Annotated in this window: 11 protein-coding genes and 2 rRNA genes; 5 read left to right on the forward strand and 8 right to left on the reverse strand. The window is 40.7% G+C overall.

Going from position 1 to position 14,534, the window contains the following annotated elements:
• Positions 1–25: 25 nt before the first annotated feature.
• Positions 26–1,306 (forward strand): lipid IV(A) 3-deoxy-D-manno-octulosonic acid transferase, encoded by a 1,281-nt coding sequence (waaA, locus tag P3J6_RS04900; protein WP_198522367.1) that lies wholly within the window; start codon positions 26–28, stop codon positions 1,304–1,306.
• The gene (locus tag P3J6_RS04905; protein ID WP_055013165.1) at positions 1,303–1,851 is read left to right on the forward strand and encodes a DUF1415 domain-containing protein; all 549 of its coding nucleotides are present in this window, start codon (positions 1,303–1,305) and stop codon (positions 1,849–1,851) included. The genes waaA and P3J6_RS04905 overlap by 4 nt, the downstream gene beginning before the upstream one ends.
• Positions 1,852–1,883: 32 nt before the next feature.
• Here P3J6_RS04905 and P3J6_RS04910 read toward each other — a convergent pair whose 3' ends face one another.
• The 4 genes from P3J6_RS04910 to purL all read right to left on the reverse strand — a co-directional run bounded on the left by P3J6_RS04910 (position 1,884) and on the right by purL (position 8,881).
• Positions 1,884–2,219 (reverse strand): YdbL family protein, encoded by a 336-nt coding sequence (locus P3J6_RS04910; protein ID WP_008115577.1) that lies wholly within the window; start codon positions 2,217–2,219, stop codon positions 1,884–1,886.
• A 9-nt stretch (positions 2,220–2,228) separates the two neighbouring features.
• Positions 2,229–2,411, reverse strand: a complete 183-nt coding sequence (locus tag P3J6_RS04915) for a YnbE family lipoprotein (protein ID WP_008115575.1) — start codon at positions 2,409–2,411, stop codon at positions 2,229–2,231.
• Positions 2,404–4,845, reverse strand: a complete 2,442-nt coding sequence (locus P3J6_RS04920; protein ID WP_198522368.1) for a YdbH domain-containing protein — start codon at positions 4,843–4,845, stop codon at positions 2,404–2,406. The genes P3J6_RS04915 and P3J6_RS04920 overlap by 8 nt, the downstream gene beginning before the upstream one ends.
• Positions 4,846–4,990: 145 nt before the next feature.
• Entirely contained in the window at positions 4,991–8,881 is a 3,891-nt protein-coding gene (gene purL / locus P3J6_RS04925; RefSeq protein ID WP_198522369.1) for a phosphoribosylformylglycinamidine synthase, read from the reverse strand.
• Between the two features lie 211 nt (positions 8,882–9,092).
• On the opposite strand from purL, the gene mltF reads away from it, so the two are divergent.
• A complete protein-coding gene (gene mltF / locus P3J6_RS04930; protein ID WP_198522370.1) occupies positions 9,093–10,544 on the forward strand; it encodes a membrane-bound lytic murein transglycosylase MltF in 1,452 nt (483 codons plus the stop codon).
• A 136-nt stretch (positions 10,545–10,680) separates the two neighbouring features.
• Positions 10,681–10,851: a hypothetical protein gene (locus tag P3J6_RS04935; RefSeq protein ID WP_008115566.1), complete on the forward strand. Its 171-nt coding sequence runs from the start codon at positions 10,681–10,683 to the stop codon at positions 10,849–10,851.
• Here the strand turns inward: P3J6_RS04935 and tadA are convergent.
• Entirely contained in the window at positions 10,848–11,354 is a 507-nt protein-coding gene (gene tadA / locus P3J6_RS04940; RefSeq protein ID WP_138605117.1) for a tRNA adenosine(34) deaminase TadA, read from the reverse strand. The two genes, P3J6_RS04935 and tadA, sit on opposite strands and share 4 nt — an antisense overlap.
• A gap of 177 nt (positions 11,355–11,531) precedes the next feature.
• Between tadA and P3J6_RS04945 the strand changes: the two genes are divergently transcribed.
• Positions 11,532–12,836 (forward strand): inosine/guanosine kinase, encoded by a 1,305-nt coding sequence (locus P3J6_RS04945; RefSeq protein WP_036985324.1) that lies wholly within the window; start codon positions 11,532–11,534, stop codon positions 12,834–12,836.
• A 22-nt stretch (positions 12,837–12,858) separates the two neighbouring features.
• Here the strand turns inward: P3J6_RS04945 and glsB are convergent, their stop codons facing one another.
• From glsB to rrf (P3J6_RS04960), 3 genes are all read right to left on the reverse strand, one after another.
• The gene (glsB, locus tag P3J6_RS04950; RefSeq protein WP_010390961.1) at positions 12,859–13,782 is read right to left on the reverse strand and encodes a glutaminase B; all 924 of its coding nucleotides are present in this window, start codon (positions 13,780–13,782) and stop codon (positions 12,859–12,861) included.
• Between the two features lie 435 nt (positions 13,783–14,217).
• Positions 14,218–14,332, reverse strand: a 5S ribosomal RNA gene (gene rrf / locus P3J6_RS04955).
• 63 nt (positions 14,333–14,395) lie between these two features.
• Positions 14,396–14,510 (reverse strand): 5S ribosomal RNA (gene rrf / locus P3J6_RS04960).
• Positions 14,511–14,534: the final 24 nt, after the last annotated feature.

Consider the following 14,534-nt stretch of genomic DNA (forward strand, 5'->3'; position numbering starts at 1 on the left):
ACTTTCATTTATACAAAGCAACAGTATGGCACGCATTTTTTATTCACTCGCATTAATTATTATTAGCCCACTGATTGTATTTTACTTATATGTACTAAGAGGTAAAAAAAACGCAGGATATCGCGCTCACTTTAAGGAACGTTTTGGCTTCATAAGCCGCGCTTTATTTTCAAACAACAAACCAGTTGTATTTCATTGTGCTTCTGTTGGCGAGGTGTTAGCTGCAACCCCTTTAATTAAAGCCCTACAACATGAACAACCGCAGTTAAATATTTTAATTACCTGCAATACTCCCACAGGACGAGAGCAAGTTACCGCACAATTTAAACAAAGCGTTGCTGTTAGTTATTTACCCATTGATTTTCCTATAGCCACCACTCGCTTTTTAAAACGAGTAAAACCGCAATTACTCTGTATTTTAGAAACTGAACTATGGCCGAACTTAATGGCTAATGCGTACAAACAAAATATACCTGTATTGGTAGTTAACGCACGTCTATCTGAAAAGTCTCAGCAAGGCTACGAAAAAGTGGCCCAGCTAACTCGCAGTATCATGCAATCAATTACCGCACTTGCAAGTCACGACAAAACCGATGCAAATCGCTTTATTGAATTAGGGCTACTTGCTAAAAAAAGCCATGTAACGGGATCAATAAAATTTGATATTACCCCAACCACTGCACAACTCGATAAAGTAGCCTCTTTAAAGCAATATTATAAAAAAGCAGAACGCTTTATATGGGTCGCAGGTTCTACACACCCTATAGAGCATGAGTTTATTTTAGCAGCCCACCAGCAACTACTAGAAACACATCCTGACGCTTTGCTGATCATTGCGCCACGTCACCCCGAACAATTTGATAAAGTTGCAGAGCTACTGACTCACTCGAATCTTAGCTTTAGTCGTCGCAGTCAAAAAAATTATAACAATGAACAAGTTGTGTTAGCCGACACATTAGGTGAATTACAATATCTATATGGTGCCGCTAATATTAGTTTTATTGGTGGCAGTTTAATTCGTCGTGGTGGCCATAACCCATTAGAGTCGGCAGCTTTTTCAGTGGGTGTACTTACCGGCCCTCATGCCTACAACTTTGACCATGTTTACCCTGAACTTATTAAACTCAAAGGCGCCCATGTGGTTGAAAATACTGACGAACTGGTGCTTGCATTGCTTCGCTTGATTAAAAACACCAAAGCGTGTGATATTCTTGGCAGTAAAGCAGCTCAGTGCGTTGCTAAAAACCAAGGCGCTATTGCCAAAACGCTTGCCATTATAACTCCTTATTTAGAGCCAAAATCGTGACCAACTTAGCTATATCTCAAACCCGTGAATGGGTAAGCGCTGTGATTGTAAAATACAATTTTTGTCCATTTGCCCGTAAAGAAGTTGAAAATAACTGTATTCACTACACCATTAGTAACACCTCAAAAATTGATGATGCTGTTATGGATATGCTTGAACAATGTACCCAGCTTGACCGTGATCCTCAGCGTGAAACAACTTTGTTAATATTTGATAATGGCTTTACTGATTTTGAAGATTTTTTAGACCTTGTTGACTTAGCCAATGCGCTATTAGTTGCACAAGGTTTTGAGGGGAAGTACCAAATTGCAAACTTTCATCCTGACTATGTTTTTGCTGATAGTGATGAAGATGACGCTGCAAATTATACTAATCGCTCGCCTTTTCCTACTTTACACTTAATACGTGAAGCAAGTATGAGCGCGGCACTAGATGAATACAACGAGCCGGAGTCAATTCCTGAACACAATATCAACTTAGCTCGCCGTAAGGGAATTCACTTTTGGCAGCAGCTACTTAAAAATTGCAAAAAACCGAGCGCATAAGCTCGGTTTTTGGTTTTTAATAATGCGCAGAGTTATTTTTTAACCCACTCACCATTAACTTCAACGAAATGCCCTGCTTGGGTTTTTTCAATGGTTTTTGCCGCCGCTAGTGCTTCTACTTGAGCAAGTGACAAGTTGTTCTTTTTCGCAAGTTTTAAATATTGTGCTTTGCGCTTTGCGTTAATTTCATCAACAACCGCTTTAGCCTCTGCATTTTGTACAACCAAACCTAAATAACCTGAGCTATCTTCACCCACAAGCCCTTGGTTTTTAGCATCATCTAAACTGATTGCCCAAGCAGAAAATGACAATAAAGCGGCACTTAAAAGTGTGATCACGTTTAACTTTTTATTTTTTAATAAACTCATAATTGCTCCTTAGAATAACTCACTGTCATCGCTAAATAAGTCATCTAGCTCTTTATCAACTTTTACGCGAATTTCATGATCAACCTTCACATTTAAATTAATGGTGATAGGCTCTTTCGCTGCCACTTCAACGCGGTGCGTACATGCACTAAGCAACCCCAGTGCTGTAAGTATTATCAGCCATTTAGTCATTTTTAGTTCCTTTTGTTGAATACTCTTGTTCAACTTTTTGAGTAATTTCATCACTTAAGCGCAATGCTCTTAAGAGTGTAAAAACATTTTCTTCATGGTTGTAATTAAAGTTAACTTGCTGCGCCTGTTCCTTATTGTATCCCTTTAAGTTTACACCTAAATAAAGCCAACCGTCAGGCTTTAAGTCAACACTACTGTTTAAGCTCTGAATGTCTAAATCTTCCAACAAGCTTAAAATCGGGTCCAGTTCTTGTTGCTGAGCTTTAACTGCATCAAAAGCTGCATTGTCAGTAATAACTAGTTTACCTGTTCCTCGGTTAGATAATTCACCAGATTTTACCGAAATACCTTTTTGATCAAAGTAAACAGGTAAGCGGCCATTTACTCGACCAGTTAGTGTAATGCCTGATTTATCATCTAAGGTAATAAGTTTACTCGCATCAATATTTTCAAATGTGACCAAAGACTGCTGCGCTTTTTCCGTCACTTTGTAGCTATCCAAAGCAAAACGACCACCAAGTACATCAGCAGTTATTTCTTCAGCGCGAGCAATAGAGTTCTCAACACTAAAATTACCGACAATGTTACTCACAACAGCACCTGCTCGTAACTCATTTAATTCAAATGTAGTAGGAGCCACATTAAGCTGCCCTGAATCATAAGAACCCGTTAAGCGACTGCTAAAATGCTTAGCTAAATAATCGTTGTATAAGCCACTTACCTGTTCGACTTGAAATGCAAACTCAGCCTGCTGTAAATTAACATCTCCGCGAACAACCCCATTAAAGCTACCGTCGGTCAGCGTGGCTAATGGTTCAAACTGCTGTAAAACAGGGTTAAGTTTAGTCACAGCTTGATCTGCAACTGTTATCTCAAATGGGTGTTCCACAGCAGATATGTAGTGACTGGCTACCAACTCAATACCATCAATAAATACATGATGTGAGGCTTGAAGCGCCCGACTTTGCAGGCCTTTAGAGCTTATGCGAATATTACTTAGGTTTAAAAGATCACTGTTAAGTTGGGTAAGTTTAGTTTCACTGTTTAAATCGACAAATAATTCGCCAACAGCCAAACTAGAAGATGCTGATAATTGATTATTTACACCACGCACTTGGTATTGCTCATAAGCCACTGAGCGTAAATGGCTATCCAAGCTTGCGTTGATATTTTGTTTATCGTCAATCTCAGTCGTAAACTGTGCCTTGTAGCCCTTTACTGTTAATTTATCAAAACTAAGCTCAGCAAAACCAATCTCGCTGGTTATTTTCGCATTTTGCTGAAGCTGTAAAACATTCTCTATTTGAAATAGGCCAGTGCTTGCTACCTTTTTAGCTGATACAGGTAAAAAACCAGGCAGCTCATCGACGTTTAATTGGTAGTTGCCATTCACAGCCAAGTTATTTAAAGCTGCATCTATTTCTATATGCTCAATACCTTCGCTGATAAACAATAACTTAATATTGCCTTTGGCATACTCTAACGGCTGCTGAACATTAATTGCTAGGTTTTTCAGGCTCAGCTTCGTTTCACTATTTTTAGTGTTTAATAGCATTGACGGTATAACAAGTTGTCCGTTTTCAAACTTTGCCGTATCACTGAGCATCAATTGCCATTTTAACGGCAGCTGCTTGGCTACAAATTCACGCTGTGATTGATTGTTTATAAGTGCCAAACAATCACTATCAAACGTTACCAAGCTGGTTAATTGCTGTGTATTTAACAAGGCTTTTTTATCGTTAAAGTGATAGTAAATATTCATATCACCAAAAGCCTTTAGCGTTACTGGGCATTTACTAAATTGCTGTGTAAACTCAGCATCTATGTTTGATTTTATATCAACGGATAACCCATCAAAGGTGAACTCATGCCCACTGTTTAATGAAAGCGCGGGTATCGGCTTTATCTTTGTTAGTAATCCATCAGCTAACTTAAAGTGACCAGTAATTTTATGATTGCTGACTGTTATCTCTGCAATTGCATCTCCTGAAATCACAAATTTATTTAGCTTCTCTTCACTAATACTAACCACTAGTTCATCATGAAGTTGTGGATGGGTAATTAACAATCTTTTGATATCAATTTTCGGCCGCTCTTTGGGTAAACTAAGTGCCAGCTTTTTGAAGGAATTATTACTTGCTGAGACACTCTCGCTATCATTTAAACGAAGATTAGCGCGGCTAACAGTTATTTTTTTTGTATCAGCCACAATGCCACCAAGCTCAATTTGATGGCCTTGGTAAGTCAAACATAATCGGTTTACGTCTAAGCTAATATTTGAGTTTAGTGACCAATCTAAACAATGTAGTTCAACACCAGATTGGCTCAAAGATGGCGCTATAGCCCATTGAGTTATAGGCATACGAAAAACATAACCCAGTGTTAAAATACTCAGAAATAAAAACACGATTCCCCATGCGATGCGTTTGATCATACAATCCTTAATTTGAACCTTGAACCTTGAACCTTGAACCTTGAACCTTGAACCTTGAACCTTGAACCTTGAACAGTCTAAACAAAAAAGGCTGCACAAGGCAGCCTTTTTATCTTACATTTAGATCATGAATCTAGCGTGTATATTAACCTACATTTTTACGCGCATTTCTAAACATACGCATCCATGGGCTATCCTCGGCCCACTCATCTGGGTGCCAAGAGTTAGCAACCGCACGGAATACACGTTCAGGGTGTGGCATCATTACAGTTGCACGACCATCTGTTGATGTAATACCGGTGATCCCTTCAGGTGAACCATTCGGGTTTGCAGGGTACTGTGTTGTTGGGTTACCGTAGTTATCAACAAACTTAACCGCTACGGTGCCGCTTGCAAGTGCAGCCTTAGTTGCCGCATCGTTTGCAAATTCTGCATGACCTTCACCATGAGAAACTGCAATTGGCATACGTGAACCTGCCATCCCATTAAAGAACACCGATGGGTTTTCTTGAATTTCAACCAGACTAAAGCGTGCTTCAAAACGCTCTGACTTATTAGTTACAAAGCGCGGCCAATGTTCAGTACCTGGAATCAACTCTTTTAATGTTGATAGCATCTGACAACCGTTACATACACCTAAGCTAAAGGTATCTTCACGATGGAAGAAGCTTTGGAACTGATCGCGTGCCATATCGTTAAACAATATTGACTTAGCCCAGCCTTCACCAGCGCCTAATACGTCACCGTAAGAGAAGCCACCACACGCCACTAAACCTTTAAACTGTTCAAGCGTTAAACGACCTTCTAAAATATCACTCATGTGAACATCTACCGCAGCAAAACCAGCACGGTTAAACGCAGCAGCCATTTCTAGGTGCGAGTTAACGCCTTGCTCACGTAAAATAGCCATTTGTGGCTTAACACCTGTCGCAATGTACGGTGCAGCTATATCTTCGTTTAAGTCAAAGTTAAGTTTAACGTTTAAGCCTGGGTCTTTTGCATCAAATTTAGCGTCAAATTCTTGCTTAGCACACTCAGGGTTATCACGACGCGCTTGCATCTGATAGGTTGTTTCGGCCCAAATTGTACGAAGCTCAGTACGCGTATGATTAAGTACTGTTTGCTCACCACGATTAAATACAATGTTATCGTCATTATTAAGCGAGCCAATCACATGGCTAATTGCGGCAACACCATGCTGCTCAAATACAGCATTTACAGCATCTAAATCACTGTTTGCTACTTGAATTACAGCACCTAACTCTTCGTTATAAAGCGCTTCAATATCCGAGCCAGTCAAAGTCGCTAAATCTAAGGTTACACCGGTATGTCCGGTAAACGCCATTTCAGCAATAGTAGTAAACAAGCCACCGTCTGAACGGTCGTGATACGCAAGTAACTTGCTATCAGCCACTAGCGCCTGCATAGCATTATAAAAGCCTTTTAGTAACTCAGGGCTGTCTACATCAGGAGTAACATCACCAAGCTGCTTATAAACTTGTGCAAGGCTTGATGCGCCCATACGGTTTTTACCCGCACCTAAATCAACTAAAATAAGCGAAGTGTCGCCCTTATCAGTGCGCAGCTGTGGAGTCACCGTTTTACGTACATCGTCAACACGGCCAAAGGCTGTAATAATCAGTGATAAAGGCGATGTTACTGATTGCTCAGTTGTATCATCTTCATTTTTCCATGTCGTTTTCATCGACATCGAGTCTTTACCTACTGGGATTGTTAACCCAAGTGCTGGACATAACTCTTCACCAACAGCTTTTACCGCTTCATATAAACCTGCGTCTTCACCAGGGTGACCTGCAGCCGCCATCCAGTTAGCAGATAGCTTAATGTTCTCAAGACTACCAATATTAGTACCAGCAATATTTGTAAGAGACTCGGCCACAGCCAAACGTGCAGAGGCGCCATAATTAAGTAATGCCGCTGGAGTACGTTCACCTAGTGACATAGCTTCACCGTGGTAGGTATCGTAAGTTGCTGCGGTAACTGCACAGTTAGCCACAGGCACTTGCCATGGGCCTACCATTTGATCGCGCGCTACTAAACCAGTTACAGAGCGATCGCCAATAGTAATCAGGAAGGTTTTTTCTGCAATGGTTGGTAAACGTAATAAACGCTGCGCTGCATCCGCAGGATTAATTGCCTCTACATTTAATGCAGTACCGACTACTTGTTGCGACGTAACATCACGATGCATTTTAGGTGCTTTACCTAGTAATACATCCAATGGTAAATCTACAGGGCTGTTATCAAAATGACTATCTGCAACCGTTAAATGACGCTCTTCTGTTGCTTCACCAATAACTGCATATTGTGCGCGCTCACGCTTACAAATTGCTTCAAAGCGTGCAAAGTCTTCAACGCCCACAGCAAGCACATATCGCTCTTGCGATTCATTACACCAAATTTCGTGTGGTGCCATGCCCGGCTCATCATTAGGGATGTCACGCAGTTGGAATTTACCACCACGGCCACCATCATCTACAAGCTCAGGGAATGCATTTGATAAACCGCCGGCGCCCACATCGTGTATAAACGCAATAGGGTTTGCATCACCTAGCTGCCAACATTTGTCGATCACTTCTTGACAACGACGTTCCATTTCTGGGTTTTCACGTTGAACAGAAGCAAAATCTAAATCTTCGTTTGATTGACCCGATGCCATGCTAGATGCAGCACCACCGCCTAGACCAATGTTCATTGCAGGGCCGCCAAGCGCAATCAATTTTGCGCCTACTGGAATATCGCCTTTTTGAACATGATCAGCACGAATATTACCTAAACCACCGGCAAGCATTATTGGCTTGTGGTAACCACGTACCTCTTCACCATTGTGACTAGTTACTTTTTCTTCATAAGTACGGAAATAACCTAAAAGATTAGGACGGCCAAACTCATTATTAAACGCAGCACCACCTAATGGGCCTTCAGTCATAATATCTAAGGCGTTAACAATACGACCCGGCTTACCAAAATCACTTTCCCAAGGTTGTTCAAAACCTGGAATGCGTAAATTAGATACAGTAAAGCCCACTAAGCCGGCTTTTGGTTTTGAACCACGGCCAGTTGCACCTTCATCACGAATCTCACCACCCGACCCAGTGGCCGCACCAGAGAAAGGAGCTATTGCTGTTGGGTGGTTATGGGTTTCAACTTTCATTAAGATTTCAATGTCTTCTTGATGATACGCATATTCACCTTGCGCATTCGGGAAGAAGCGACCCGCCTTTGAGCCTTTCATTACGGCTGCATTATCTTTATAAGCAGACAATACATTTTCAGGATTATGCTCAAAGGTATTTTTAATCATTTTAAACAGCGACTTTGGCTGTTCAATACCATCGATAGTCCAATCAGCATTAAATATTTTATGACGACAATGCTCTGAGTTTGCTTGTGCAAACATGAATAATTCGATGTCGTTAGGATTGCGCCCTAACTTGATGAAGTTTTCAACTAAGTAGTCAATTTCATCATCAGCAAGTGCAAATCCTTGCTCTATATTGGCTACGGCTAATGCTTCGCGGCCGCCACCTAAAATATCAACTGATGACATTGGGCGTGGCGCATCGCTGCGAAATAACTGCGCTGCATCTTCTAATTTGCTATGAGTAGCTTCAGTCATACGGTCATGAAGAAGCGCAATAACGTGTGTAAGCTGCTCTGTACTTAAATCACCTTCAACATAGTAAGCAATACCACGTTCAACCCTGTGAACTTGTTTAAGCCCACAGTTATGAGCGATATCAGTCGCTTTTGAAGCCCATGGCGAAATAGTACCAGGTCGAGGCGTTACTAATACCAACTGACCCGCTGGCGTATGCTCAGCAATTGTTGGTCCATAGGTTAATAACTTTTCAAGTTTGGTTTGCTCATCAGTGTCTAATGGCGATGTTAAATCGGCAAAGTGAGCGTATTCGGCATATACATTGGTGACAGGAAGTTGCGATTGTTGGCAACGCGCTAAAATTTTATTAACTCTGAACTCTGAAAGTGCTGGTGCACCACGAAGGATCAACATAAGTAATTTCACCCGGGGTTAGGGATTGAACGATATTTTAGGCGCGTATTATAGTCCAAATTACTCCCAGATTTAACTCAAAAATGCGCTTTTCATTAAATTAACTTTTTCTTTTTGTTTACACCTATTTTTTACTTACTGCGATTAAACGGTAAGTGACGTAATCAGTAAGTTTTGTTATAACAGGAGATACGATGCTAAAGAGGCGAATATGTTGAAGATAAAGCTAATAACAATTATTACGTTAGTCATCCTTTTGTGTGCCTGTAATACACAAGAGCAGTCAACACAGCTTGCCCAAATTAAATCAGAAAATAAAATTCGTGTGGGTACACTCGCCAGCGCAAGTAATTACTATCAAGCTGTTCAAGGTGAACAAGGGTTTGAATTTGAACTGTCTCAAGCATTCGCCGATTACCTTGGGGTAGAGCTTGAAATTGTGCCCTTTTTTAATTTATCCGATATGTTTGCGCGCTTAGATAGTGGCGATCTCGATTTAATTGCCTCTGGACTTACTTTTAACAAGGCGCGCGCCAAACGTTACCGCTATGGCCCAACTTACAGAACAATTAGTCAAAAATTAGTATTTAAACAAGGCCGTGAACGCCCTAGAGATTTTGATGATTTAACTGGTAACTTCACTGTTATTGCTAAAAGTAGTCACTCGCTCACATTAGAAGAAATACAACAAACCAACCCAGATTTAACTTGGAATGAAACCGAAGAATTTGATGAGGAAGAGTTATTACAAGCCGTTATTGATGGTGAAATAGATTACACCTTGGCAGATTCTCATACATTAGCGTTGTTTAGGCGCTATCACCCTAACTTGAGTATTGGCTTTTCAGTTACCCGTAATGATTCAATTGCATGGATACTCAAAAAGTCGAATGATGACTCTTTGTACGCATTACTAGTTCCTTTTTTCGGTGAAGCAAAACAAAATAATCAACTTTATGTGCTAGAAGAGAAGTATTTTGGCCATGTCCGTCAGTTTAATTACGTTAATACCTTAGCCTATATAGATGCAATAAAAGAAACACTGCCTAAATATCAGCCTTGGTTTATACAATATGCGGGTAGCCTTGATTGGCGCTTACTTGCTGCATTGAGTTATCAAGAGTCGATGTGGAACCCACGAGCTAAATCACCAACGGGTGTACGCGGTATTATGATGCTAACAAGGCGCACAGCAAAGCAAGTCGGTGTTACTAATCGCTTAGAACCAGAACAAAACATACGTGGCGGTGCGAAATACTTAGCTAAATTAATCAAGCGTATACCTGATAGAATCCCGCAGCCTGATCGTACTTGGCTCGCACTTGCCGCTTATAATGTTGGTTGGGGGCACGTCAACGATGCCCGCATAATTACCGAACAGCAAGGAGCTAGCCCTGATAAATGGGCTGATGTTAAAAAGCGCTTACCATTACTAGTAAAAAAACGTCACTACCGTAATACCCGCTATGGCTATGCTCGCGGTGATGTTGCAGTGACTTATGTTGATAATATTCGTCGCTATTACGATGCGCTAGTTTGGCTTGATGAAAATAATGCAATGGCAACTACACCGCCAACAACCAAAAAAGAAACAAAAGATAAAAGCATTAAACCAAATGATGCAAATCAACGTATCACTGGTGAAGCAGAAAAAGAAAAATAAATGCATTCTGAAAATTTCGCGCTATATTAGCTACATGTCAGAAAAGCAAATAGTTGTTTACTTGCAATCAATTATTCAATAATCTGGCTCAATTGTATTAAAATTTGTGTCATCACCAAGCACGTAAGGACAAGTCATGCTTAAACGTAGACGTACACATCAACTTAAGCGTTGTATAAAACACTCAACTGCGACTCGCCGTCGAGTGATGTTAAGAAATTTGCATAAAAAGGTTATCTGGCGTCGCCGCATGTTCGCTATGCAGCAAATGGCTGAATTAGACGCCTTAATAGCAGCTGCAGACTAATCTCTGTTAAGGTTGCGAGCGGCTAGCTTTGCTGCTTTTATTTGTGATCGGCGACGCTTAAAAAAACTAGAAATAGTCTCTGCACATTGTGTCTCTAAAACCCCACCCGTTATTTCTACCTGATGGTTTAAACGAGGTTCTTGCAACAAGTTCATAATTGAACCAGCAGAACCCGTTTTAGCATCGGCAGCACCAAATACTAAGCGTTTAATTCGGCTGTGCACCAATAAACCTGCACACATAGAGCACGGCTCTAACGTAACATACAAAGTGCAATCAATTAAGCGATAGTTATTAAGGACTTTGCCGGCTTCTCTTACCGCTATCATCTCAGCATGAGCCGACGGATCATTATCGGTAATTGAGCGATTATAACCCGCGCTTATAAGCTGATTATTTTTGACAATAATGGCGCCTACAGGTATCTCATCGAGTTGCTCTGCTTGTTTTGCATACACAAGGGCTTGTTCCATCCAATATTGGTCGTCAAATGGCTCTGTCATGATTATTACTTAACTATTTTTTATGCCGTAATTATACCAACTTAGCGTAATAAAATGCGCTATTGATCACTTTATTGCAAAAATAAAACAAATTTAAGTGGTTTACCATGGCCCATAAGGCGGGATTTACGCTATAATCTCTCGCTTTTTTTATTTAGCTCACAACACGGGTAGCAAATGAAATTTCCTGGACGCCGCAGGCATAAACATTATTTTCCAGTGGAAGCCAAAGATCCACTGACCAATCAACTTAACGCCACAGAACGATTACACCGCAGCTATATTACGGGGATCGATCAAATCGTTGTTGATATAGAAGCTAAGGTTGACCAAGCTTTTCTCGATGAATTTCAATTGCGCCGAGGGATGTCGCAAGTTATAGATAATGACATCACTAATGCTTTATACGATCGTTTAAAACTAAACGATATGGTCGATTACGAATTCGCAGGAGGGACCGTTGGCAACACGATGCACAACTATTCCGTACTTGCTGATGATCGTTCGGTACTATTAGGCGTAATGAGCGAAAATATAAAAATAGGCAGTTATGCTTATCGATTTTTATGTAATAACTCAAGTCGTGTAGATTTAGACTACTTACAACCAGTCGATGGTCCTATTGGCCGTTGCTTTACCTTGATTGATGAAACAGGTGAGCGCACGTTTGCTATTAGTGCTGGCCTGATGAATTACCTAAAGCCAGAGTCAATTGATAAAGAGCTAATAGAAGGCTCATCAGCATTAGTCATCAGTGCTTATTTAATGCGTACTCAAGGTGATGAAACCATGACCGAAGCGACTATGCAAGCAATCAAGTATGCTAACGATGCAAATGTACCCGTGGTATTAACACTGGGGACTAAGTTTCTTATCGAGCAGGACCCGACATGGTGGGCTAACTTTGTAGAAAAGCATGTTGATATACTTGCTATGAACGAAGAAGAAGGCCAAGCAATTACTGGATATGAAGATCCACTTCTTGCTGCTGACAAAGCATTAGATTGGGTTGACTTAGTTATTTGTACAGCCGGTGAAAAAGGCTTATTTATGGCTGGTTTTGTTGACGACAGCTGCAAACGTGAAACAGAGTATCCATTATTACCGGGTGCCATACCAGATTTTAATCGTTATGAATTTTCACGTGCAATGCGTAAAGTTGACTGTGAAAACCCTATAAAGGCATATAGCCATACAGCGCCGTTTATGGGCGGGCCTGACTCGATTAAAAATACCAATGGTGCCGGTGATTGCGCTTTAGCTGCTGTTTTACATGACTTATCAGCGAATGTTTATCATAAGTTGAATGTTGCTAATTCAGCAAAGCATCAGCAACAGGCTATTACCTACTCATCGCTCGCACAAATTAGTAAATACGCTAACCGTGCTAGCTTTGAAGTACTTGTACAGCATTCGCCTCGCTTATCACGTGGTTTGCCTGAGCGCGAAGATTGTTTAGAACAAGTGTATTGGGATCAATAAGATCCCATTACGCTAAACAAAGCTAAAATATCGATATATCAAGCTTTTTAGATAGCAGCTCTAATGCTGCTATTCCCGCCACTGAGTTACCAAAAGAGTTTAATCCTGGTGAATAGACTGCCACTGTAAATCTATTCGGCAACACCGCTAATATTGTTCCAGAAACACCCGATTTACCTGGCATGCCAACACGATAACCAAAATCACCTGCTGCGTCATATAAGCCACTGGTAAACAACAACGAATTTAATTGCTTGTTTTGACGACTAGAAAGTACTCGTTTGTTTGAGCTGTAATCTATCCCTTTATTGGCTAAGAAATTGTACGCCTTAGCAAGTTCGATACAATTAAGTTCTATGGCACAAAAATTAAAATACGACCAAAGGACATCATCTACTTCATTCTCAAAGTTACCGAATGATTTCATTAAATGTGCCATTGCCGCATTTCTATGCCTAAACTCATATTCTGAGTTAGCCACTTGCTTGTCAATTACAATACTGCGATTACCTGATAAATCGCGAAATGTTTCAAGCATAGAGTGCATTGGAGCTGATAAACGACTATACAAAGCATCACAGGTAACAATCGCTCCCGCATTAATAAATGGGTTACGTGGAATCCCTTTTTCAAACTCAAGCTGTGTCAAAGAGTTAAACGCCGTACCAGAAGGCTCTTTGCCAACTCTATTCCATAATTCATCGCCATAGCGTTGCAACGCTAATGTCAGAGTCATTACTTTAGATACAGATTGAATTGTGAAACGTTGCTCACAATCACCGGCGCAGAAAATCTCTCCGTCCGTAGTATAAATAGCAATAGAGAACTGCTCAGGAGAAACCTCTGCCAATGCCGGTATATAATCGGCAACTTTACCCTGCGTTAGTAAGGGTTTAACCTCTTGAGTAATCTCATTTAACACTCGTTGGTAATCACTAGTTGGCAATCGACACCTCAATAATACGAAATCTAAAACCAAATTTTAACACGTCAGATCCATAACCGCATGGTAATGTTGAGCAAATAGGGGATTCGCTGATATCAATGAAAATATTTCACTACAAACTTCGAAACTATTACAGCATAAGTAAACCATAGTAAGGGCTTTAAGTTCCTACTTTTTTTACTTTAATCTGATGCCTTTAATTAGAGTCGGTGGGCTACTTCGTAGCCACAGCGCAGTAGAATGTCGCAGTGCCCACAGCGGTAAAAAGTCACATAGCAAATGCGATGCTATCATTGTGTCGGGGCGGCCTTCCGCGGGGCTCGCCTTCGAGCTGTTTTGTTTGGCTACTGAGTTTGGCATGGGCTCTTGGCTATTTACTAAACCCCAGATAGCAAAAAACCCGTTACATTGCTGTAACGGGTTTCTTTAATTGGATCCTGGTAATGTCCTACTTTCACATAACAAATGCTACACTATCATCGGCGCTGTTTCGTTTCACTACTGAGTTCGGCATGGGTTCAGGTGGGTCCAAAACGCTATTGTCACCAAGAAAATTCTTTTCAATTTTCTTATTATTAATTTTTAAATTTAAAGTCTTTCGACTAAATTTGGAGCCTGGTAATGTCCTACTTTCACATAACAAATGCTACACTATCATCGGCGCTGTTTCGTTTCACTACTGAGTTCGGCATGGGGTCAGGTGGGTCCAAAACGCTATTGTCACCAAGCAAATTTGGTGTCAGTCCGTATTA

The organism is Pseudoalteromonas sp. 3J6 (genome assembly GCF_903995135.1).
GTDB lineage: Bacteria > Pseudomonadota > Gammaproteobacteria > Enterobacterales > Alteromonadaceae > Pseudoalteromonas.

Bases quoted from the DNA above. Each gene is read 5' to 3' on its own strand.
- waaA (WP_198522367.1), top strand. From the start codon at position 26: ATGGCACGCATTTTTTATTCACTCGCATTAATTATTATTAGCCCACTG.
- P3J6_RS04910 (WP_008115577.1), bottom strand. From the start codon at position 2,219: ATGAGTTTATTAAAAAATAAAAAGTTAAACGTGATCACACTTTTAAGT.
- P3J6_RS04915 (WP_008115575.1), bottom strand. From the start codon at position 2,411: ATGACTAAATGGCTGATAATACTTACAGCACTGGGGTTGCTTAGTGCA.
- purL (WP_198522369.1), bottom strand. From the start codon at position 8,881: ATGTTGATCCTTCGTGGTGCACCAGCACTTTCAGAGTTCAGAGTTAAT.
- P3J6_RS04920 (WP_198522368.1), bottom strand. From the start codon at position 4,845: ATGATCAAACGCATCGCATGGGGAATCGTGTTTTTATTTCTGAGTATT.
- mltF (WP_198522370.1), top strand. From the start codon at position 9,093: ATGTTGAAGATAAAGCTAATAACAATTATTACGTTAGTCATCCTTTTG.
- P3J6_RS04945 (WP_036985324.1), top strand. From the start codon at position 11,532: ATGAAATTTCCTGGACGCCGCAGGCATAAACATTATTTTCCAGTGGAA.
- tadA (WP_138605117.1), bottom strand. From the start codon at position 11,354: ATGACAGAGCCATTTGACGACCAATATTGGATGGAACAAGCCCTTGTG.
- P3J6_RS04935 (WP_008115566.1), top strand. From the start codon at position 10,681: ATGCTTAAACGTAGACGTACACATCAACTTAAGCGTTGTATAAAACAC.